Genomic DNA, 21,080 nt, shown 5'->3' on the forward strand with positions numbered 1-21,080 from the left:
ATCAGGATTTGCGCGCAACCACTATCGCCCGCAGCGGCGCGGGATACCCCTCTACCGTTTTACGCGGGTCGTCCGGGTGAAGAAAATCCTCCAGCGATTCGCTGGTCATCCAGGCGGTGCGGCGTTGTTCCTCGGTGGAGGTGACCGTCATATCCACCAGCCGGATTTGGCCGAAGCCGCATTTTTCCAGCCAGGCCGTCAACGCGTTCACCGAGGGGAGGAAATACACGTTGCGCATCCGGGCGTAACGTTCCCCAGGCACCAGTACCTGGCGGTCATCCCCTTCAATCACCAGGGTTTCCAGCACCAGCTCTCCGTCGTTCGCCAATTGGTTACGCAACTGCAACAGGTGATCTAGCGGCGAGCGGCGATGATAAAGCACGCCCATGGAAAACACCGTATCGAACGCCCCCAGCTCAGGTAATTGCTCGATGCCCAACGGCAGCAGATGCGCCCGCAAATCGCCGCCGAGCAGTTTACGCACCGCCTCGAACTGGCATAAAAACAGCTGCATCGGATCGATGCCCACCGCCAGCCGGGCGCCGGCGCCCACCATGCGCCACAGGTGATAACCGCTGCCACAGCCCACATCAAGGACAAGCCGTCCGGCCAGAGGACCGATATGGGGCAAGACCCGTTCCCATTTCCAGTCCGAACGCCATTCGGTATCTATTTCAATATCGTAGAGGGAAAAGGGGCCTTTGCGCCAGGGCATCAATTGCCGCAGCAAGGCTTCAATCCCCTCTTTTTGGCCGACGGTGAGCGGCGTCTCCCCCTGTGTGATGACCCCGTGCAGCAAATCAAGCCGTGCCGGCGTCATCAGCGGTAATCGATCCACGGCGTTAAACCATTGCCTGAATTTGCCGTGCAGAGACTCCTGCTGCCAGGCGCTTAACTGAGCGGGCAGGGTATTGAGCCAGTGACTGAGGGGGCCTTTGGCGATCAGCTGATAAAAATCACCAAAATCGGTCATCCGACGCTCTCCGGCTTGACTGCAGGTTTGATAGCGATGAGTGAACCGAAATTGAAACACTGAAACCATATTTCCGCATGGCCGAAACCGGCCTGCCGCAGGCGGGCTTTGTGGGTCTCCACCGAATCGGTCAACATGACGTTTTCCAACATGCTGCGCTTCTGGCTGATCTCGAGTTCGCTGTAGCCGTTGGCGCGTTTGAAGTCATGATGCATATTGAACAGCAGTTCGCCGATTTGCACGTCCTGGAAACTCAATTTTTCAGACAATACCACGGCACCGCCGGGATTGAGCCCGGCGAAAACGCGATTAAGCATCTGCTGGCGATCTTCCGGTTCGAGAAACTGCAGAGTGAAGTTCAGCACCACCAGCGAGGCGTTGGCGATGGGTACATCGCGAATATCGGCCTGCACGACGTCAACCGGGATTGCGGCGCGAAAGGACTCGATATGCCGCCGGCAGCGATCCACCATCGGGGCGGAATTATCCACCGCGATAATCCGGCAATCCTCGGCGGTCACGGTGCGCCGCATGGCCAGGGTCGCGGCGCCGAGGGAGCAACCGAGATCATAAATCCGGGAGCCGGGGCGGGCGAAGCGTTCCGCCAGCATGCCTATCATGGAAATGATGCTGGCGTAGCCGGGCACCGAACGCTGGATCATGTCGGGAAAGACTTCGGCAACACGTTCATCGAACGTCCAGTCGCCCAGTTTGGCGATGGGCGTCGAGAAAAGCTTATCTGGATTAGTCATGGCAATATCGGGGGTTATTTATGGAAAGGCAATATTCTATCAGATCCCGGATACAAAGCATGCGGCGGTATGCATCGGTTAAAATAACGAGTCTTGCTGCGGCCAGCCCGGGAACGAACCGATGGCGGGTATCTTTGCTTCAAGCCGCGGCCACAGCCGCTGGGCCAGGCGCGGGGCCTGGGCAATATCCGGCGTATGGATGAACAGATAGGGCGTCTGATGCCGTTGCCATTCCGGCAGCTTATCCAGCCAGGGCTGAAACAGCCGCAGGCTGTCATCAATGTCGTCGCCGCCGATATAACGAATCAGCGGCCGGTCGGCGGTAAGCAGCGCATGCACCGGCACCTTGGGTTTTTGCCGTTGCGCCGCCAGCAGGGCCGGACTGAGGGTGCGGGCAAGGTGAACCGGACGGCTGTCGAGAATCACCCGGTTTATCCCCCGCTCCCGCAGGCCGCGGTTTAACGCCAGCTCATCCTCGCCTTTGGCGAAAAACCGCTCATGGCGCACTTCCACGCCATAACTGAATGACGGAGAGAGTGCCTCGAGAAAGGTCCACAGGGCGGGAAGATCCTGCGGCCCGAAGGCCGCAGGCAGTTGCAGCCAGTACTGGCCGATACGATCCGCCAGAGGTTCCAGCGTCTGGTAAAACTGCGCCAGGGGTTGCTGAAAATCGTGCAGCCCGCCCTGATGGCTGATGGCGGCCGGGAATTTAAAGCAAAACCGGAAACCTTCCGGCGTCATGTCGCGCCAGTCATAGACCCGATTAAGGGCCGGCAGGGCATAAAGCGTGGTATTCCCTTCCACGCAGTTGAAATAACGCGCGTAATCCGCCAGGGTGCGCATGCCTAATTTGCCCCAGCCGCTGTGCTGCCATTGCGGCAAGCCGACATACATCATGGCCTGGCCCCGGGCCGGCCATATCCCGCGAGGCATAACCTACGCCAGGGCGGCAAGCACCTCGTCGCTGCGGCGTACCCGGCCGATGCGCGGGAAAATGTTCGCGAAGCTATTATCATGCTGCTCCTTGTTTTGAGCGCTGCACACGTCTTCCACCAAAACCAGCTTAAAACCCATTTCCCAGGCGTTGCGCGCGGTGGATTCCACGCCGATATTGGTGGAAATGCCCGCCAGTACAATGGTGTCGACGTCGCGGCGACGCAGCTGCATCTCCAGTTCGGTGCCGTAAAACGCGCCCCACTGACGTTTAATGATGCGGATATCGCTATCCCGCACCTTCAGCTCATCGGGAAATTCCCACCAGTTTTCCGGTAATCCGTTGCCGCCCATAACGGCGTCCACCGGTTGTTTCAAGGCTTCGGCGAAATCCGGCGACCAGCCCACCCGCACCAGAAACACCGGCGCGCCGATCTCACGGAAGCGCTGGGCCAACTGCCCGGCTTTGGTCACCACCTGCTGGGCGCTATGCGGACCACCGGCAAAGGGCAGTATACCCTGTTGTAAATCAATCAATACCAGTGCGCTACCTTTGGGATCGAGTTCCAGCATAATACCTCTCCTGTAATTAACAAAACCGTACCAAGGGGTGTCGGTCTATTCAGCTTGTGACCGGGAAAGGGTATGTTAGTCGAAGGGTATGGGAATAGCCCTCGAGGGAAAAATTTTGTTAATAAATATATACCTTAAATAATTCGAGTTGCAGGAAGGCGGCAACGCAGCGAATCCCCAGGAGCTTACTCAAGTAAGTGACTGGGGTGAGTGAGGAAGGCCAACGTACCTGTAACTTGAAGTATGATAGGTATTTAATGATTAATTATTTGTCCTGACCATGCGGGGGGATGGCCTTCGGGCTTATCCTATGAATGAAATTACTTTATAATGGCCGCCTTTCTATTGCCGGCACAATGCCAAGGCACAGCCGTCAGACCCAATTAATGAATATACCCAATAGCTTTCAAGTTGCAGCCGACACAGCCGCAGCTTGAAAGATGCAGGTATAACGGCCTTTACCCGCTTAAGATGGCAGGACGGCATTGGCTTAATTTTAAGGATATGTGATGCGTACTGTATATTGCGGACAGCTCAATCTGTCCCATGTTGGCCGGGAAGTAACCTTGTGCGGTTGGGTCAACCGTCGCCGGGACCTCGGCGGGCTGATTTTTATCGACATGCGTGATCGTGAAGGATTGGTGCAGGTTTTCTTCGATCCCGATCGACAGGATGCGTTCGCCCGCGCGGCGGAACTGCGCAACGAATTTTGTATTCAGCTTACCGGTACGGTAAGGGCGCGGCCCGACAGTCAAATCAACAGCGAAATGGCCACCGGCGAAGTAGAAGTGCTGGCAACGTCGCTGACCGTCTTTAACCGTTCCGAGCCGCTGCCGCTGGATTCCAATCAAAACAATACCGAAGAGCAGCGGCTGAAATACCGTTACCTGGATTTGCGCCGTCCGGAAATGGCGGCGCGTTTGAAAGCCCGCGCCCGCATCTGCGCCTTTGTGCGCCGGTTTATGGACGGCGAGGGATTTCTGGATATTGAAACGCCGATGCTGACTAAAGCGACGCCTGAAGGCGCGCGCGATTATCTGGTGCCCAGCCGGGTTCATAAAGGCAAATTCTACGCATTGCCGCAGTCTCCGCAGCTCTTCAAGCAGCTGCTGATGATGTCCGGCTTCGACAGGTATTACCAAATCGTCAAATGCTTCCGCGACGAAGACCTGCGAGCCGACCGACAGCCCGAATTCACCCAGATTGACGTGGAAACCTCCTTTATGACCGCGCCCCAGGTGCGGGAAGTCATGGAACGGTTAATCCGCGAACTCTGGCAGGAAATCAAAGGCGTTGACCTGGGTGCGTTCCCGGTAATGACCTACGCCGAAGCCATGCGCCGCTTCGGTTCAGACAAACCCGATTTGCGCAACCCGATGGAAATCGTCGATGTCGGCGATCTGGTGAAAAATCTTGAATTCAAGGTTTTCTCGGGTCCGGCCAATGACGATAAAGGGCGGGTGGCGGCGATCCGCGTACCCGGCGGCGCGAAGTTAAGCCGCAAAAATATTGACGAGTACGCCAAGTTTATCGAAATTTACGGCGCCAAAGGTCTGGCCTATATTAAGGTTAATACGCGCTCGGCGGGTCTGGAAGGGGTGCAAAGTCCCCTCGCCAAATTCCTCGACGCCGGCGTGCTGGAGTCGATTTTAACGCGCGTCGAAGCCCAGGACGGCGACATGATTTTTTTCGGCGCCGATCGCGCCAAGATAACCACCGATGCATTGGGGGCGCTGCGCCTGAAACTGGGTCGCGACCTGCATATCACCGACGAACAGCGTTGGGCGCCGCTGTGGGTCATTGATTTCCCGATGTTCGAACAGGACGACGAAGGCGGACTGGCCGCCATGCATCACCCCTTTACCGCGCCGCTGGATATCGACCCGCAGGCGCTGGCGGCCGATCCGCTGTCGGTGGTGGCCAATGCATACGATATGGTATTAAACGGCTATGAAGTAGGGGGGGGGTCGGTGCGTATCCATCGCAGCGAAATGCAGCAAACGGTGTTCGGCATCCTGGGCATCGACGAACAGCAGCAGCGGGACAAGTTCGGCTTCCTGCTGGATGCGCTGAAATACGGTACCCCGCCTCATGCGGGACTGGCTTTCGGCCTGGATCGCCTGGTGATGCTGCTGACCGGCACCGACAATATCCGCGACGTCATCGCATTCCCCAAAACCACCGCCGCGGCCGATCCCATGACCGATGCGCCGAGTTTCGGTAATCCCGACGCGCTGGCGGAATTGTCTATCGCCTTTATCGGCAAAGGCAAGGAAGCGGCGGAACGCGGACGGCAATAAATGACCTGGAAGCGTCCGGTTTCGGTGTTGATTGTGATTTACGCCCGGGATAGCGGCCGGGTATTGATGATGCAGCGCCGGGACGACCCCGAGTTCTGGCAGTCGGTCACCGGCAGCTTGGAAGGGGATGAAACTCCCGCTGAGGCGGCAAAACGGGAAGTCTGCGAGGAAACCGGCATCAATATTGATGCCGAGTGTCTGCAACTGCTGGATTGTGAGCGTTGCGTCGAGTTTGAAATTTTCAGTCATTTGCGCCACCGATATGCGCCGGGAGTGACGCGTAATACAGAATATTGGTTCAGTTTGACGCTACCCTCTGAGCGTAAGCCGGAGATAAGCGAGCATCTTGCTTTTCAATGGCTCAATGCCGCGCAGGCTGCTTTACTGACCAAATCCTGGAGTAATCGGCAGGCGATTGAAGAATTTGTTATTTATCCGGCCTGAAAAGGCTTATTTCGGAGAGAGTTATGTCAGGTCATAGCAAGTGGGCCAATACCAAGCATCGCAAAGCGGCCCAAGACAGTAAACGCGGCAAGGTTTTCACCAAAATCATCCGTGAATTGGTGACCGCCGCACGGCTTGGCGGCGGCGACGTGGGATCCAATCCCCGACTGCGCGCCGCGGTGGATAAGGCCCTGGCCAATAACATGACGCGCGACACCCTGACCCGAGCCATTGCCCGGGGCGTGGGCGGCGAAGATGATACCCCGATGGAAACCATCGTTTATGAAGGCTATGGCCCCGGTGGGACGGCGGTAATGGTGGAGTGTCTGAGCGACAATCGCAACCGTACCGTTTCCGAGGTGCGTCACGCCTTTACCAAAACCGGCGGCAACCTCGGTACCGACGGCTCGGTTTCTTATCTGTTCACCAAAAAAGGCGTTATCTCCTTTGCGCCGGGCATGGACGAAGATCGGGTGATGGATGCGGCGCTGGAAGCCGGGGCGGACGACGTGGTCACCTATGACGACGGCGCCATTGACGTGTACACCACGCCGGAGACCTTCGGTTCGGTGAAAGATGCGTTGGAAGCGGCCGGTTTGCGCGCCGAGGAATCCGAGGTGGCGCTGATTCCGTCCACCAAGGCGGATTTGGACGAGGAGACCGCGCCCAAGCTGCTGCGACTGATAGATTTGCTGGAAGATTCGGACGATGTGCAGGAAGTCTATCACAACGGCGAAATTTCCGACGAGGTGGCGGCGACCCTGTGACCGGCATGCGGCCATGGCCGCCGAAACCGGCGGCCGGTACCGGACGATGACAATTATTCTCGGTATCGACCCCGGTTCGCGTATTACCGGTTACGGTATCATTCGTCAGCAGGGGCGGGTGCTTACCTATCTTGGCAGCGGCTGTATCCGCACCAAGGTGGATGATTTGCCCACCCGGCTGCAGCTGATTTATGCCGGAGTCAGTGAGATCATCACGCAGTTTCAACCGGATTTTTTCGCCATAGAGCAGGTATTCATGGCGAAAAATGCCGATTCGGCGCTAAAACTCGGCCAGGCGCGCGGGGTGGCCATCGTGGCGGCCATGAACCAGTCGCTGCCGGTGTTCGAATACGCCGCCCGCCAGGTTAAACAGACCGTGGTGGGCAATGGCTCGGCGGATAAAAGCCAGGTGCAGCATATGGTGCGGGTATTGCTCAAGCTGCCCGCCAGCCCGCAGGCGGATGCCGCCGACGCGCTGGCCATCGCCATTACCCATTGCCATGTCAGCCAGAACGCCATACGGGCGGGCAACAGCCGGTTGAATCTGGCCCGCGGTCGGTTAAGCTGAGGGCTGTCGCCAGCCCGGAGGCGGGCCATGCCGGCCGGGCACGATTTAAATCCGGCGCGCAGCGGGCCTACCATGCTATAAGGCTGTATATTCAAACAGCCTGAGTTTATTGACAAAGTGCCCGGTCGAGACAGGCTGCTAGATCGTAAACACGCCGTGAACCCTTCCCTGGGGGCTCGATCCGCGCCATCCCTGGCGCGGACGGTTTACTCTTCTAGCAGCCTGTCCCTCCTTATTAACTCCGAACACGTTTGTCAGCAGTATGAGGCTGGATATTCATCCAGCCTTTATTATGTTATAAGTGTTACCCATCGGTCGCTGACAAAACGACAAACTAAAGGAAGGTCAACGTGATTGGACGCCTGAGAGGCATCATTCTGGAAAAGCAGCCCCCGCAGGTATTGCTTGAGGTTCAGGGAGTGGGCTACGAAGTGCAAATGCCCATGACCTGCTTTTACGTCCTGCCGGAAACCGGAAAGGAAGCGGTGGTGTATACCCACTTTGTGGTGCGGGAGGACGCGCAGCTGCTGTTTGGTTTCACCAACCGGCAGGAGCGCGCCTTATTTCGCGAACTGATTAAAGTCAACGGCGTCGGTCCGAAGCTGGCGCTGGCTATTCTCTCCGGCATGTCGGCTCAACAGTTTGTCAATACGGTGGAGCGCCAGGAAATCAGCGCCTTGATCAAACTTCCCGGCGTCGGCACCAAAACCGCCGAGCGGCTGGTGGTGGAAATGAAAGACCGCTTTAAAGGCATGAACGGCGAATTATTCGCCCTCGGCGGCGGCGATATTCCTCTCAGCACGCCCGCTGCCGCCGAGTCGGCGGACGATCCTGAATCCGAAGCGGTTGCCGCCTTGGTGTCATTAGGTTATAAACCTCAGGAGGCCAGCCGGATGGTGAGCAAAGTGGCGCGGCCGGATGCCGACTGTGAATCGTTGATCCGCGACGCCTTGCGTGCCGCGCTGTGAGGTAAAGGATGATTGAAGCAGATCGTTTAATGTCCCCTTCCGTGGTGATCCCTGACGAGGTGGTGGATAGGGCCATTCGCCCGAAAACCCTCGACGATTACATCGGGCAGCCGCACGTGCGCGAGCAAATGGAGATTTTTATCCAGGCGGCGAAGCTGCGCGGCGATGCATTGGACCATCTGCTGATATTCGGCCCCCCCGGGCTGGGTAAAACCACCCTGGCCAATATCGTCGCCAATGAAATGGGTGTGAATCTACGCACCACTTCCGGACCGATCCTGGAAAAACCGGGCGATCTGGCGGCCATGCTCACCAATCTTGAACCTCACGATGTGCTGTTTATCGATGAAATCCATCGCCTCTCCCCGGTGGTGGAGGAAATTCTGTATCCGGCGATGGAAGATTATCAGCTGGATATCATGATTGGCGACGGCCCGGCGGCCCGGTCGATTAAGATTGAGCTGCCGCCGTTTACCCTGGTGGGCGCCACCACCCGGGCCGGTTCCCTGACCTCGCCCCTGCGCGATCGTTTCGGTATCGTGCAGCGCCTGGAGTTCTATCAGGTCGCCGATCTGCAGCATATCGTGAAACGCAGCGCAGATTGCCTTGAATTAAGCATCACCGAATCCGGCGCCCATGAAATCGCCAAACGGGCGCGGGGTACGCCTCGTATCGCCAATCGGCTGCTGCGGCGGGTGCGGGATTTTGCAGAAGTGCGCGCCCAGGGCATCATTACCGATGATGTGGCGGTGAATGCCCTGGATATGCTGAACGTGGATACTGAAGGGTTCGACTTTATGGACCGGAAGCTGCTGCTGGCCATAATCGATAAATTCGTCGGCGGCCCGGTGGGACTGGATAACCTGGCGGCGGCCATCGGCGAAGAGAAGGAAACCATTGAAGATGTGCTGGAACCGTTTCTCATCCAGCAGGGGTTTATCCAGCGCACCTCGCGGGGGCGTATCGCCACCGCCCATGCCTATAAGCATTTCGGCATCGTGCGCGACGAGCTGTAAAGGCCGGTCGCCGGTTTCATTGCCATCGCGCTGCAAAACGCGCGCTGGAACGGCGGGGCTCACCTTGAGGGTCTTTCAGCCTGGAAGCCGCTTCTCAAGGCTATATGTCTCCACTCCGACGGGATTCAGGCCCGCTGGCGGCTGAACAAACTGAGCAAAAACAGCACCGAGGCGCAAAGCACCACCGACGGACCGGCGGGGGTGTCGTAAAAGGCGGAGAAGGTCAGTCCGCCGGTGACGGCAATCATGCCGGCGGCTACGGCCAATAACGCCATCTGTTCGGGGGTGCGGGAAAACCGGCGGGCGGCGGCGGCCGGAATGATCAGCAACGATGTGATGATAAGGGCGCCGACAAACTTCATCGCCAGCCCGATGGTGAGCGCGGTCAGCAGCATCAGCAGCAGCTTGACCCGGGGCAGGCGGATGCCGTCCACATGGGCCAGCTCCGGGCTGATGGTGACCGACAGCAGCGCCCGCCACTGCCAGGCCAGCAATCCGAGCACCACCGCCTCACCGCAGGCAATCAGCACGATATCGTCGAGTGTCACCGACAGCAAATCGCCGAACAGATAGGCCATCAAGTCCACCCGCACATTGGACATCAGACTGACCACCACCAGCCCCAGTGAGAGCGCGCTGTGCGCCATTATCCCCAGCACGGTGTCAATGGCCAGCTGCGGGAAGCGTTCCAGCCACACCAGGCCCAACGCCAATGCCAGCGTCACCCCGATCACCGCGTAAAACGGATTGATATTCAGCAACAATCCGAAAGCCACCCCCAACAACGATGCATGGGCCAGGGTATCGCCGAAATAGGACATCTTGCGCCAGACCACGAACGACCCCAACGGACCCGCCGCCATGGCCAGCAGCACGCCGGCCAGCCAGCCCGGCAATAACAGCGCTAGCATATCCGGCAGCTCTCCTGCTCCGCCACCACCTGTCCTTGCAGATCGTGACCATGGTTGTGGTGATGGCGGTAGACCGCCAGCTGCTCCGCGCCCTGATAGCCGAACATCGCGATAAATTCGGGATGGGCGGAAACGATTTCCGGCGTGCCCGAGCAGCAAATATGCTGGTTAAGACACAACACTTCATCGGTTTTGGCCATAACCAAATGCAGGTCATGGGAAACCATCAGGACCCCACAGCCCAGGGTATGGCGAATTTGATGGATGAGATCATAGAGCGCCACCTGACCGGCGATATCAACGCCCTGGGTCGGTTCATCCAGCACCAGCAACTGCGGTCGGTTAAGCAGGGCGCGGGCCAACAGCACCCGCTGCATCTCGCCGCCGGACAGTTTCTGCATCGGTTGCGCCAGCAGATGGCCCGCGTGCACCCGCGCCAGCACCTCGGGCAGGTCCTGTTTTTTCACCCCCGGCCGCAGGCGCATAAAACGCTCCACCGTCAGGGGCAGGGTAGTGTCCAGATAGATTTTTTGCGGGACATAACCGATACGCAGTCTGTCATCCCGCAGCAGCGTGCCCTGGTCGGCGGGTATCAGGCCGAGCACCACCCGCACCAGCGTGGATTTGCCGGCGCCGTTGGGACCCACCAGCGTCAGGATCTGCCCGGCGCGCAGGGAAAAGGAGATATCGCTGAGGACTCGCCTGGCGCCGAAACTGACGGAAATATGTTTGAGAGTGACCAGAGTAGACATGATGATTACGGTTGCGAAACGGCTAGGATGTTATAATATCACACGCCCAAGTGTTGCCGAAGAGAATTATCGCTATGTATCCATGTCGTAAAAAAGGGTTCCGTCTGTGGCTGGCCGGCATTGTCATCCTGTCCGTCACCGGCGGCCAAGCCTGGGCGAATATGGTGACCTCCATCCGGCCGTTGGGGTTCATCGCCTCGGCTATCGGTGAAGGCGTTATGGACACCGACGTGCTTTTGCCGAACGGCGCATCGCCCCACGACTATGCCCTGCGACCTTCCGATATCGGCCGTATACGCGGTGCCGACCTGGTGGTGTGGGTAGGGCCGGAACTTGAAGCGTTCATGGCCAGGCCGGTGGCGGCGTTGCCCGCGGCCAAGGCGCTGACATTGTCCGCCACTCCCGCCATTATGCCGCTGTTGATGAAGGGCGGCGACCACGATGACGATGCCCCCGCTTCCCATGCCCGATCGAATGATGCGGATCACCATCATGGCGAATATAACATGCACATCTGGCTATCGCCGGAAATCGCCACTCAAACCGCCATTGCCATCCACGATCGGTTGTTGCAGCTCAGGCCGGATAAGAAAGCGCAATTAGACGAAAACCTGCTATTTTTCACCACATCCTTGACAAAAAATGACAAAATAATCGCTATAATGCTTTCGCCTGTGAGCGGTAGGGGGTATTTCGTGTTTCACGATGCCTATGGTTATTTTGAAAAACACTACGGTTTATCGCCGTTAGGGTATTTCACCATCAATCCCGAGATACAGCCCGGCGCTCAGGCATTACACAACATTCGAACTCAGTTGGTTGAGCATAAAGCCCTATGCATTTTTGCTGAGCCACAATTCAGGCCGGCCGTCATCAGTGCTGTGGCCCGCGGAACGGACGTGCGCATGGGCACGCTGGATCCTTTGGGCAGCGGTATCGCTTTGGGCAAGGACAGCTATAGCCATTTCTTGTTTCAATTGACGAATCAGTACATGAGCTGCCTGAATAAAAAATCATGAGGATAGGAATCGGTGCAGCAGTTCGTTCGTTCTCTCACCCTGGCGTATAATAATCTGCCCAGGCCCCATCGCGTGATGCTGGGGTCATTAACCGTGGTAACTCTCGCCGTGGCCGTATGGCGGCCTTATGTCTACTCTCCCGTTATGGGGCCCTCCGTCACTCGCACCGTACCGGTGGCAACACAGCCCGCCCATGACCTGGCGCCTGAAGCCAGCGAACCCATCGATCAATCTGCCGCCGATAATGACGACGAGGTTCCCCCCGAGGACGATCTCGACGAAAAGGTCGCGGGGGAAACCGGGGTGCATGAATATGTCGTCTCAGCCGGCGATACCTTGGGCAGCATCCTGACGCAATACGGCATCGATATGTCGGACGTCTCGCTGCTGGCCCAGCAATTTCCGCAACTGCGCAACCTGAAAATCGGCCAGAAAATCTCCTGGACACTGGATAATGACGGCGATCTGCAACGCCTGACCTGGGAGATGTCGCGTCGGGAATCCCATACCTACGATCGCCTTAACGGCAGTTTTAAAGAGAGCGTGGCCAATCAGGCCGGCGAGTGGAGCAATACCACCCTGACCGGTACGGTTGACGGCAGTTTCGTCACCAGCGCGCGCGCCGCCGGCTTGTCCGGCCCGGAAATCAATTCGGTCATAAAAGCGCTGCAGTGGCAGCTGGATTTCCGCAAATTACGCCAGGGAGACCGATTTGCCGTGCTGGCATCCCGGGAAATGCTTGACGGTCGCAGCGAACAGAGCGAATTGGTTGGGGTGCGACTGCGCACCGGCGATAAGGATTTTTACGCGTTTCGCGCCAGCGACGGAAAATTTTACAATAGTGACGGCGCCGCCCTGGCACGGGGTTTTATGCGTTTCCCCACCTTCAAGCAATTCCGGGTATCGTCCAATTTTAATCCCCGTCGCCTGAACCCGGTTACCGGTCATATCGCCCCCCATCGCGGCGTGGATTTCGCCATGCCGGTGGGTACGCCGGTATTGGCGGTGGGGGACGGCGAAGTGGTGGTGAGTAAAAACGGCAGCGGCGCGGGTAATTATGTGGCCATTCGCCATGGGCGGCAATACATGACCCGCTATATGCACTTGAAAAAGCTGCTGGTAAAACCGGGCCAGCAGGTAAAGCGCGGCGATCGCATCGCATTGTCCGGCAATACCGGGCGTTCCACCGGACCGCATCTGCACTATGAAATCTGGATAAATCAGCAGGCGGTGAATCCGCTGACGGCAAAACTGCCGCTTACCGAGGGATTGGCCGGCCAGGACCGGCTTGATTATCTGGCGCAGGTCAGAGAAGCAATGCCGCAGCTGCAACTCAATTGATATGGTATCTTATGGCGACCGACAAACCATTGGTTGCCATAAGATGTTTATCAACCAAGCGGCGTAAAAGGTAGAAGGGGCTGGAACCCTCTGGCAATCGACAGTAGACCAAAGACAGTTGAGATTTGCATGGAAAAGAATAATAAAACCACCGTGGTGGAATTTGTCCCTGAGTTCAAGAGGGAGTTCTTCTTACCCCGTTACTGGGGTGTCTGGTGCGCCATCGCGTTGATTACCGGCGCGGCATTTGTGCCGGCCCGCTTGCGGGATCCGATATTGGGCGCGATGGGACGCTTGGTGGGACGCGTGGCCAAGGGGGCCCGTCATCGCGCGCGGGTTAACTTGCGCTACTGCCTGCCGGAGCTGCCCGATGACCGGCGGGAAAACATCATTGACGGCATGTTTGCCATGGTGCCGCAATCAACGGTGTTGCTGGCTGAACTGGCCTGCCGCAGCCCCGATCGGCTGCAAAAGAAGGTCATTTGGCACGGCAGGGAAGTTATAGAGGCGGCACAGGCCGAGCAGCGCAATATCATCTTTCTAGTGCCCCATGGCTGGGCGGTGGATGTGCCGGCCATTCTCATGTCCTCAACCGGCCAAAAGGTCTCGGCGATGTTCCACAATCAGCGCAATGCGCTGGTGGACTATATGTGGAACCGGGTGCGCCGTCGTTTCGGCGGTCGCCTGCACGCCCGTAACGACGGTATTAAACCCTTTATATTTTCAATCCGCCATGGTTACTGGGGCTATTACCTGCCCGATCAGGATCACGGCGCTGAACACAGCGAGTTTGTGGATTTTTTCGCCACCTATAAAGCCACCCTGCCGGCCATCGGGCGCATGATGAAGATCTGCCGGGCGGCGGTGATTCCTCTCTTTCCGGTGTACAACAGCAAAACCGGAGAATTGGACATCCATATTCGCCCGCCGATGGATGATATCGCCGATGCCAGCGATCGTGATATCGCCCGTCGAATGAATGAAGAAGTCGAAATACTGGTGCGGCCGAACCCGGAACAATACACCTGGATCCTAAAATTACTCAAAACCCGCAAACCCGGCGACCCGGATCCCTATAAACGCTAATCACGGCGCGGCGGCAAGCGGACAAAAAAAAGCCGGCTAATGCCGGTTTCAGATTGTCGACAAAGCTACTTGGAGTCAATAAGGCCAGGACAACATGCTGGAAGAGTAAACCGTCCGCGCCAGGGATGGCGCGGATCGAGCCTCCAGGGACGGATTCACGGCGTGTTTACGATCCAGCACTTTGTCCCGGCCAGGCACTTTCCCTATTTTGGCACAGTCATAAAATCCGCTTACTCCACCCGCAGGATCCGGCTGGTATTGGTGGTGCCCACGGTACTCATGACATCACCCTGGGTGATAATCACCAAATCACCGGACATCAAAAAGCCCTTATCCCTCAGCAGATTAGCCGCCTCGGTGGCGGCAAACACCCCATCGCCGTCGCTATTGAAATACACCGGCGTGACGCCGCGATACAGCGCGGTGAGATTCAGCGTATGTTCATGCCGGGACAAGGCGAAGATCGGCAGACCAGAGCTGATACGAGACATCATCAGCGGCGTGCGGCCGGATTCCGTCAGCGTAATAATGGCGCTCACCCCTTTCAGATGATTGGCCGCATACATGCTGGACATGGCAATGGCTTCTTCGATGTTATCGAACTGCACGTCCAGACGGTGCTTCGACACATTGATGCTGGGGATTTTTTCGGCGCCAAGACAGACCCTGGCCATGGCGGCCACGGTTTCCGCCGGATATTGCCCGGCGGCGGTTTCGGCGGATAACATCACCGCGTCGGTACCGTCCAGCACGGCGTTGGCCACGTCCATCACCTCGGCGCGCGTGGGCATCGGGTTGGTGATCATTGACTCCATCATCTGGGTGGCGGTTATCACCGCGCGATTCAATTTACGGGCGCGGCGGATCAATTTCTTCTGGATACCCACCAGCTCCGGATCGCCGATTTCCACCCCCAGGTCGCCACGGGCCACCATGACCACATCTGAAGCCAGGATGATATCGTCCATGGCTTCATCGCTGGCCACCGCTTCGGCGCGTTCCACCTTGGAAACAATTTTGGCGTTACAGCCGGCATCGCGTGCCAGGCGGCGAGCGTAATTAAGATCTTCCCCGGTACGCGGGAAAGAAACCGCCAGATAATCCACGCCGATTTTTGCGGCGATAAGAATATCGAGCTTGTCTTTTTCTGTCAGAGCCGGGGCCGACAGTCCACCGCCCATTTTATTGATGCCTTTATTATTGGACAACGGGCCGCCCACGGTGACCTCGGTAAAGACCTGCGAGCCGAGAACCTCCAGCACTTTCAGCTGTACACGTCCGTCATCAAGCAGCAGGACATCGCCGGGCACCACATCCGCGGGCAACCCTTTATAATCGATGCCGACCCTTTCCCTGTCGCCTTCGCCCTTGCCCAGATTGGCGTCAAGTATGAACTTGTCGCCCAAGCTCAGGAACACTTTGCCTTCGCGGAACGTGGACACGCGGATTTTGGGCCCCTGTAGATCCCCCAGTATCGCCACGTGCCGTCCCAACTTTGCGGCGATCTCGCGTACCTTGTTGGCCCGGATCAGGTGATCGTCAGCAGTCCCGTGGGAAAAATTAAGGCGAACCACATTGGCGCCGGCGGCAATAATTTTTTCAAGATTATTGTCACGGTCGGTGGCTGGCCCCAGCGTGGTTACAATTTTGGTTCTTCTGAGCCGTCTGGACATGGATAACTCCGTTGACTTGGGCAGTATTGGTGTAGCAAAAACGTCGTATCATCCTTTCACCGCGGTTCACGGTCATTACCGGTCGCGGATTTGAACTGATCCGGCTGTGTTGAATCTCTCATCTTTTTGGCTTCGGAAGCTTTTTCCTTAGCTTTTGTCGCAGCTTTTTTAGTAGCTTTTTTAGTAGCTTTTTTAGTAACCCAGAGAGAGGTTATTTTTCATATAATACCGTACTAATCAAATTTATATGCTGCGGAATCTACCTTATCAAAGCGTGATTCCTTCAAGGCTTCCTTGACCCGCTTCAGGTTATCCCTGAATTTGGCCCCGCGGCGCAAGGTAAAGCCGGTGGCCAGGACATCTATCAGCGTTAATTGCGCAATCCGCGATATCATCGGCATGAAGACATCGGTATCCTCGGGCACATCCAGGGCCAGCGTCAGTGAAGCTTCACGGGCCAGCGGTGAGTAAGGCGAGGTTACCGCGATGACGGTTGCATCATTCTCGCGCGCCAGTTGCGCCAGGTCTACCAGCATTTTGGTTCTGCCGGTATGGGATATCAGCACCACCACATCCCCTTCGCTGGAATTCATGCAACTCATGCGCTGCATGACAATATCCTCGGAATAGACAATGGGAATATTAAAGCGAAAAAACTTGTTCATCGCATCATGTGCGACCGCGGCGGAAGCCCCCAGACCGAAGAAGGAGATTTTTTTTGCCTGGGTGAGCAAATCCACCGCCCTGTTGATGGCGGCGATATCCAACCGGGTTTTTACCTGCTCCAGACTGGCCATGGTGGATTCGAAAATTTTCAGCGTATAGGAATCGACGCTGTCGTCTTCATCCACATTGCGGTTTACATAAGGTGTACCATTAGCCAAACTCTGAGCAAGCTGTAATTTGAAATCAGGATAACCTTTAGTATCCAAACGACGGCAAAAACGGTTAACTGTGGGCTCGCTGACAGCGGCCATTCGGGCCAGGATGGCGATGCTGGCATGAATAGCGGTCTGGGGTGTGGCAAGGATGACTTCCGCCACTTTACGTTCAGACTTACTCAGCAACTCCATATGGCTATTAATCTTTTCCAGCATGTTCATAATGAATTGCTCATGGATTTAACCGATTTCACACAAAGGAGAAATTATTACTGATTTGATAAAATATACTACGAGCCGGGAGGCAAAGGCAGCGAATCCGGCGAACGCAACGAGTTTTTTACCAGACTATGACCCGTGTCTAACTTTCAGAAGTGTAATATATTGACATTATTGTTTGTAAATTACATTTTGTTCGCGGTAAGTAAGATGTGTCATGCTAAAAAATGTGATTTTAAGCGATCTTTCTGGTGATTAACTGGTTGGCGTCAAATAAAACCTTTTAAAATGTAATAAAATTACAAACATCCTGCACGAGGAGAGGAACATGGCGTTAACATCCATTGCCCAGGCATGCGATTTGGTGATTTTCGGCACAAAGGGCGATTTGGCCCGGAGAAAACTGTTGCCTTCGTTGTATCAGTTGGAGAAAGCCGGATCCATCAACCCAGAAACCCGCATTATCGGGGTAGGCCGTGCCGATTGGGACGTGAAAGCTTATACCAAGGTGGTTCGCGAAGCGCTGGAAACCTTCATGAAAGAGACTATCGACGAAAAGCTCTGGAAGACGCTCAGCGCGCGCCTGGATTTTTGTAATCTCGATGTGAATGAAACCAAACATTTTTCCCGCCTGGGCGAAAAGCTCGACCAGGAAAACCGTGTAACCATCAATTACTTCGCCATGCCTCCCAATACCTTCGGCGCCATTTGCCAGGGTCTGGGGGAAGCCGGACTCAATAAAGAGCCAAGCCGGGTCGTTATGGAAAAACCTCTTGGTACCGATTTGGCCTCCTCCAAGGTCATCAACGATCAGGTGGCGCAGTATTTTAAAGAGTGCCAGGTTTACCGTATCGACCATTATCTCGGTAAAGAGACCGTGCTGAACCTCTTGGCGCTGCGTTTTGCCAACTCGCTGTTCGCCAGCAACTGGGATAATCGCACCATCGATCATGTGCAGATTACCGTGGCCGAAGAAGTGGGCATTGAAGGGCGCTGGGGCTATTTCGATAAAGCCGGCCAGATGCGCGATATGATTCAAAGCCATTTGCTGCAGATTCTGACCATGATTGCCATGTCGCCGCCGTCGGATTTAACCACCGACCGCATTCGCGACGAAAAAGTGAAAGTCTTGCGTTCCCTACGGCCCATTGATCATAACAATGTGCGCGACACCACCGTACGGGGACAATATACCGCGGGGTTTGTCCAGGGTAAAAAAGTACCGGGATACCTGGAAGAAGAAGGGGCCAACAAAGCCAGCCATACCGAAACCTTTGTTTCAATCCGGGTGGATATCGACAACTGGCGCTGGGCGGGGGTTCCTTTTTACCTGCGTACCGGTAAACGCCTGCCCACCAAAAGTTCCGAAGTGGTGATTTACTTTAAGGATCCGGCGCTTAATTTGTTCCGCGACTCCTATCAACAGTTGCCGCAAAACAAATTGACCATCCGTCTACAGCCGGACGAAGGGATGGATATTCAAATCCTCAATAAAGTCCCTGGTCTTGATCACAAGCATCGCCTGCAAACCACCAAACTGGATCTGAGCTTCACCGAGACCTTCAACCAGGAGCATCTGGCGGACGCCTATGAACGGCTGCTGCTGGAAACCATGCGCGGCATCCAGGCACTCTTTGTTCGCCGTGATGAAGTGGAGGCAGCGTGGACATGGGTTGATTCCATCATGGAAGCCTGGGAGTCGGACAATGAAGCGCCGAAACCCTATCAGGCGGGTACTTGGGGCCCCGTGGCCTCGGTGGCCATGATAACCCGTGACGGACGCTCCTGGAATGAATTCGAATAAGTTAACGTATTATTGTTGCCTTACAGGCAAGACAGGAGACACCAAGTAATGAAGAATTGGAAAACAAGCGCGGAAACCATCCTGACAGCGGGCCCGGTCGTGCCGGTTATTGTTATCAATAAGCTGGAACAGGCGGTGCCGTTGGCGAAGGCTCTGGTGGCCGGCGGCGTTCGGGTGCTGGAAGTGACCTTGCGCACCCCGTGCGCCATCGATGCCATTCGCGCTATTGCCAAAGAAGTACCGGAAGCCATCGTGGGCGCTGGCACCGTCACCAATGTTCAGCAATTGGCTGAAGTCACCGCCGCCGGCGCGCAGTTTATCATCAGCCCCGGGGTAACCGAACCGCTGTTGAAAGCCGCCACCGAAGGCAATATCCCGCTGATTCCGGGTATCGCTACCGTGTCCGAACTGATGCTGGGCATGGAATACGGTTTACGGGAGTTCAAATTCTTCCCGGCCGAAGCCAATGGCGGTGTAAAAGCGCTGCAAGCCATTGCCGGACCGTTCTCCCAGATCCGGTTCTGCCCCACCGGCGGGATTTCACCGAAAAATTACCGCGATTACCTGGCGCTGAAAAGTGTGCTGTGCATCGGCGGCTCCTGGCTGGTGCCCAATGATGCCCTGGAAGCGGGTGACTACGCGCGCATCACCGAACTGGCGAAAGAAGCGGTCGCCGGCGCTAAAGCATAATAACAAAGGCTCCCTAATGGGAGCCTTCCCCTTCTTATCCCTGCACGTTAATCGCCGCTGCGGCAGCTTTAGCGTCGCGCACGGCGTCTTCAACCCTATCCGCCATGGCCAGGGCCACACCGAGACGGCGTTTGCCGCTGATGGTCGGTTTGGCGAACAGTCTGATTTGCGCTCCATTGGATAGCGCCTGCTCCAGGCCGCTGAACGTCATATTATCACTCTCCAGCTCAGGCAGAATTACCGCCGAGGCCGCCGGACCGTATTGCCGGACGGTACCCACCGGCAGTCCCAAAAAAGCCCGCACGTGCAGGGCGAATTCCGATACATCCTGGGAGATCAAGGTGACCATGCCGGTATCGTGCGGGCGGGGCGAAACCTCGCTGAAAATCACCTCATCGCCGCGCACAAACAGCTCGACGCCGAACAGGCCCAGGCCGCCGAGGGCGGTAACCACTTTTTCCGCGATCTCCCGCGCCCGTTGCCAGGCCAGGGCGCTCATGGACTGCGGCTGCCAGGACTCCCGGTAATCACCGTCTTCCTGACGGTGGCCGATGGGCTGACAAAAGTGAATACCGTCGACGGCGCTGACGGTCAGCACGGTAATTTCAAAATCGAACTCCACCAGTCCCTCCACAATCACCTTGCCGCCGCCGGCACGGCCGCCGAGCTGTGCATAACGCCAGGCGGCGTCCAATGTATCGGCATCCCGCACCAGGCTTTGGCCCTTGCCGGAGGAACTCATCACCGGCTTGATAATCAGCGGATAGCCGATAGTCGCCACGGCCTGTAAAAGCTCATCCGGATCCTGGGCAAAACAATAGGCGGAGGTGGGCAGACCCAGGGTTTCCGCCGCCAGACGGCGTATGCCTTCGCGGTTCATGGTCAGCCGGGTGGCGCGGGCGCAGGGGACAACGTGGTGGCCGAGCTGTTCAAGGGTAACCAGCATATCGGTGGCGATGGCTTCGATTTCCGGTACGATAAAATCCGGTTGTTCCCGCTCGACAAGAACTCTCAGCGCGTCGCCGTCCAGCATATTAATCACATGGGAACGATGGGCCACATGCATCGCCGGGGCATCGGCATAACGATCGACGGCAATCACCTCCACCCCCAGCCGTTGACATTCAATGGCCACCTCTTTGCCAAGCTCGCCGGAACCCAACAGCATGACTTTGGTTGCGCCGGGACGTAATGCGGTTCCGATAGTTACCATTTTTTTCCCCTGACCTGATAAAAATTGCGCGCAGTATAAACGAAAACGTTTGCCTATGCAGCAGGACCAAGTAGCATGCCGGTAAACCTCTTTGTATCAATGGCTAAGCCAAACGGTTAAAGTGTCATCTTTTGCAACGGCTGCTATAAATCCCTTTCTCAAGCGAATTTTAACAGGCTATTATCATCTAATACCCT

General features: G+C 56.5%; 20 protein-coding genes. 11 read left to right on the forward strand and 9 right to left on the reverse strand.

The window, feature by feature from the left end; genetic code table 11:
• Position 1: 1 nt before the first annotated feature.
• The 4 genes from cmoB to HB631_RS25215 all read right to left on the reverse strand — a co-directional run bounded on the left by cmoB (position 2) and on the right by HB631_RS25215 (position 3,231).
• The gene (gene cmoB / locus HB631_RS25200; protein ID WP_213993932.1) at positions 2-973 is read right to left on the reverse strand and encodes a tRNA 5-methoxyuridine(34)/uridine 5-oxyacetic acid(34) synthase CmoB; all 972 of its coding nucleotides are present in this window, start codon (positions 971-973) and stop codon (positions 2-4) included.
• Complete coding sequence (cmoA, locus tag HB631_RS25205; RefSeq protein WP_213993933.1) at positions 970-1,725, reverse strand: carboxy-S-adenosyl-L-methionine synthase CmoA; 756 nt, start codon at positions 1,723-1,725, stop codon at positions 970-972. The genes cmoB and cmoA overlap by 4 nt, the downstream gene beginning before the upstream one ends.
• Before the next feature lie 78 nt (positions 1,726-1,803).
• A complete protein-coding gene (locus tag HB631_RS25210) occupies positions 1,804-2,619 on the reverse strand; it encodes a DUF72 domain-containing protein (protein ID WP_213993974.1) in 816 nt (271 codons plus the stop codon).
• Positions 2,620-2,661: 42 nt separating this feature from the next.
• A complete protein-coding gene (locus HB631_RS25215; protein ID WP_213993934.1) occupies positions 2,662-3,231 on the reverse strand; it encodes a hydrolase in 570 nt (189 codons plus the stop codon).
• Between the two features lie 509 nt (positions 3,232-3,740).
• On the opposite strand from HB631_RS25215, the gene aspS reads away from it, so the two are divergent.
• The 6 genes from aspS (at position 3,741) to ruvB (ending at position 9,294) form a co-directional block, all read left to right on the forward strand.
• Positions 3,741-5,531, forward strand: coding sequence for an aspartate--tRNA ligase (gene aspS, locus HB631_RS25220; protein ID WP_213993935.1), 1,791 nt, complete (start codon positions 3,741-3,743; stop codon positions 5,529-5,531).
• On the forward strand, positions 5,532-5,975 hold the full coding sequence (nudB, locus tag HB631_RS25225) for a dihydroneopterin triphosphate diphosphatase (protein WP_213993936.1): 444 nt from the start codon (positions 5,532-5,534) through the stop codon (positions 5,973-5,975). It abuts the gene before it with no gap.
• A gap of 23 nt (positions 5,976-5,998) precedes the next feature.
• Positions 5,999-6,742 (forward strand): YebC/PmpR family DNA-binding transcriptional regulator, encoded by a 744-nt coding sequence (locus HB631_RS25230; RefSeq protein WP_213993937.1) that lies wholly within the window; start codon positions 5,999-6,001, stop codon positions 6,740-6,742.
• Between the two features lie 46 nt (positions 6,743-6,788).
• Entirely contained in the window at positions 6,789-7,310 is a 522-nt protein-coding gene (gene ruvC / locus HB631_RS25235) for a crossover junction endodeoxyribonuclease RuvC (protein ID WP_213993938.1), read from the forward strand.
• A 350-nt stretch (positions 7,311-7,660) separates the two neighbouring features.
• Positions 7,661-8,278 (forward strand): Holliday junction branch migration protein RuvA, encoded by a 618-nt coding sequence (gene ruvA, locus HB631_RS25240; protein ID WP_213993939.1) that lies wholly within the window; start codon positions 7,661-7,663, stop codon positions 8,276-8,278.
• Between the two features lie 8 nt (positions 8,279-8,286).
• The gene (gene ruvB / locus HB631_RS25245) at positions 8,287-9,294 is read left to right on the forward strand and encodes a Holliday junction branch migration DNA helicase RuvB (RefSeq protein ID WP_213993940.1); all 1,008 of its coding nucleotides are present in this window, start codon (positions 8,287-8,289) and stop codon (positions 9,292-9,294) included.
• 125 nt (positions 9,295-9,419) lie between these two features.
• On the opposite strand, the gene znuB is transcribed toward ruvB, so the two are convergent.
• Both znuB and znuC read right to left on the reverse strand, forming a co-directional pair.
• A complete protein-coding gene (gene znuB / locus HB631_RS25250; RefSeq protein ID WP_213993941.1) occupies positions 9,420-10,205 on the reverse strand; it encodes a zinc ABC transporter permease subunit ZnuB in 786 nt (261 codons plus the stop codon).
• Positions 10,199-10,957 (reverse strand): zinc ABC transporter ATP-binding protein ZnuC, encoded by a 759-nt coding sequence (gene znuC / locus HB631_RS25255; RefSeq protein ID WP_213993942.1) that lies wholly within the window; start codon positions 10,955-10,957, stop codon positions 10,199-10,201. Before znuC ends, znuB begins: the two co-directional genes overlap by 7 nt.
• Before the next feature lie 74 nt (positions 10,958-11,031).
• On the opposite strand from znuC, the gene znuA reads away from it, so the two are divergent.
• From znuA to lpxM, 3 genes are all read left to right on the forward strand, one after another.
• A complete protein-coding gene (znuA, locus tag HB631_RS25260) occupies positions 11,032-11,976 on the forward strand; it encodes a zinc ABC transporter substrate-binding protein ZnuA (protein ID WP_213993943.1) in 945 nt (314 codons plus the stop codon).
• Positions 11,977-11,988: 12 nt separating this feature from the next.
• On the forward strand, positions 11,989-13,317 hold the full coding sequence (gene mepM / locus HB631_RS25265) for a murein DD-endopeptidase MepM (RefSeq protein WP_213993944.1): 1,329 nt from the start codon (positions 11,989-11,991) through the stop codon (positions 13,315-13,317).
• Between the two features lie 129 nt (positions 13,318-13,446).
• The gene (gene lpxM / locus HB631_RS25270) at positions 13,447-14,403 is read left to right on the forward strand and encodes a lauroyl-Kdo(2)-lipid IV(A) myristoyltransferase (protein WP_213993945.1); all 957 of its coding nucleotides are present in this window, start codon (positions 13,447-13,449) and stop codon (positions 14,401-14,403) included.
• Between the two features lie 230 nt (positions 14,404-14,633).
• Here lpxM and pyk read toward each other — a convergent pair whose 3' ends face one another.
• Both pyk and HB631_RS25280 read right to left on the reverse strand, forming a co-directional pair.
• Positions 14,634-16,076, reverse strand: a complete 1,443-nt coding sequence (pyk, locus tag HB631_RS25275; protein ID WP_213993946.1) for a pyruvate kinase — start codon at positions 16,074-16,076, stop codon at positions 14,634-14,636.
• A 233-nt stretch (positions 16,077-16,309) separates the two neighbouring features.
• Positions 16,310-17,179 (reverse strand): MurR/RpiR family transcriptional regulator, encoded by an 870-nt coding sequence (locus HB631_RS25280; protein ID WP_213993947.1) that lies wholly within the window; start codon positions 17,177-17,179, stop codon positions 16,310-16,312.
• A gap of 325 nt (positions 17,180-17,504) precedes the next feature.
• Here HB631_RS25280 and zwf point away from each other — a divergent pair, with 325 nt between their 5' ends.
• Positions 17,505-18,980, forward strand: a complete 1,476-nt coding sequence (gene zwf, locus HB631_RS25285; protein ID WP_213993948.1) for a glucose-6-phosphate dehydrogenase — start codon at positions 17,505-17,507, stop codon at positions 18,978-18,980.
• Between the two features lie 48 nt (positions 18,981-19,028).
• Complete coding sequence (locus HB631_RS25290; RefSeq protein ID WP_213993949.1) at positions 19,029-19,670, forward strand: bifunctional 4-hydroxy-2-oxoglutarate aldolase/2-dehydro-3-deoxy-phosphogluconate aldolase; 642 nt, start codon at positions 19,029-19,031, stop codon at positions 19,668-19,670.
• Between the two features lie 34 nt (positions 19,671-19,704).
• Here the strand turns inward: HB631_RS25290 and purT are convergent, their stop codons facing one another.
• Positions 19,705-20,883: a formate-dependent phosphoribosylglycinamide formyltransferase gene (gene purT, locus HB631_RS25295; RefSeq protein ID WP_213993950.1), complete on the reverse strand. Its 1,179-nt coding sequence runs from the start codon at positions 20,881-20,883 to the stop codon at positions 19,705-19,707.
• Between the last annotated feature and the right edge of the window lie 197 nt (positions 20,884-21,080).

Source organism: Sodalis sp. dw_96, from assembly GCF_018449575.1.
Taxonomy (GTDB): Bacteria; Pseudomonadota; Gammaproteobacteria; order Enterobacterales; family Enterobacteriaceae; genus Acerihabitans.

Excerpts from the sequence above, each read along its gene's own strand:
- pyk (WP_213993946.1), bottom strand. The coding sequence starts at position 16,076 with ATGTCCAGACGGCTCAGAAGAACCAAAATTGTAACCACGCTGGGGCCA.
- HB631_RS25290 (WP_213993949.1), top strand. The coding sequence starts at position 19,029 with ATGAAGAATTGGAAAACAAGCGCGGAAACCATCCTGACAGCGGGCCCG.
- lpxM (WP_213993945.1), top strand. The coding sequence starts at position 13,447 with ATGGAAAAGAATAATAAAACCACCGTGGTGGAATTTGTCCCTGAGTTC.
- cmoA (WP_213993933.1), bottom strand. The coding sequence starts at position 1,725 with ATGACTAATCCAGATAAGCTTTTCTCGACGCCCATCGCCAAACTGGGC.
- HB631_RS25210 (WP_213993974.1), bottom strand. The coding sequence starts at position 2,619 with ATGTATGTCGGCTTGCCGCAATGGCAGCACAGCGGCTGGGGCAAATTA.
- znuA (WP_213993943.1), top strand. The coding sequence starts at position 11,032 with ATGTATCCATGTCGTAAAAAAGGGTTCCGTCTGTGGCTGGCCGGCATT.
- HB631_RS25280 (WP_213993947.1), bottom strand. The coding sequence starts at position 17,179 with ATGAACATGCTGGAAAAGATTAATAGCCATATGGAGTTGCTGAGTAAG.
- cmoB (WP_213993932.1), bottom strand. The coding sequence starts at position 973 with ATGACCGATTTTGGTGATTTTTATCAGCTGATCGCCAAAGGCCCCCTC.
- aspS (WP_213993935.1), top strand. The coding sequence starts at position 3,741 with ATGCGTACTGTATATTGCGGACAGCTCAATCTGTCCCATGTTGGCCGG.
- ruvB (WP_213993940.1), top strand. The coding sequence starts at position 8,287 with ATGATTGAAGCAGATCGTTTAATGTCCCCTTCCGTGGTGATCCCTGAC.
- nudB (WP_213993936.1), top strand. The coding sequence starts at position 5,532 with ATGACCTGGAAGCGTCCGGTTTCGGTGTTGATTGTGATTTACGCCCGG.
- purT (WP_213993950.1), bottom strand. The coding sequence starts at position 20,883 with ATGGTAACTATCGGAACCGCATTACGTCCCGGCGCAACCAAAGTCATG.
- zwf (WP_213993948.1), top strand. The coding sequence starts at position 17,505 with ATGGCGTTAACATCCATTGCCCAGGCATGCGATTTGGTGATTTTCGGC.
- znuC (WP_213993942.1), bottom strand. The coding sequence starts at position 10,957 with ATGTCTACTCTGGTCACTCTCAAACATATTTCCGTCAGTTTCGGCGCC.
- HB631_RS25215 (WP_213993934.1), bottom strand. The coding sequence starts at position 3,231 with ATGCTGGAACTCGATCCCAAAGGTAGCGCACTGGTATTGATTGATTTA.
- HB631_RS25230 (WP_213993937.1), top strand. The coding sequence starts at position 5,999 with ATGTCAGGTCATAGCAAGTGGGCCAATACCAAGCATCGCAAAGCGGCC.
- ruvC (WP_213993938.1), top strand. The coding sequence starts at position 6,789 with ATGACAATTATTCTCGGTATCGACCCCGGTTCGCGTATTACCGGTTAC.
- znuB (WP_213993941.1), bottom strand. The coding sequence starts at position 10,205 with ATGCTAGCGCTGTTATTGCCGGGCTGGCTGGCCGGCGTGCTGCTGGCC.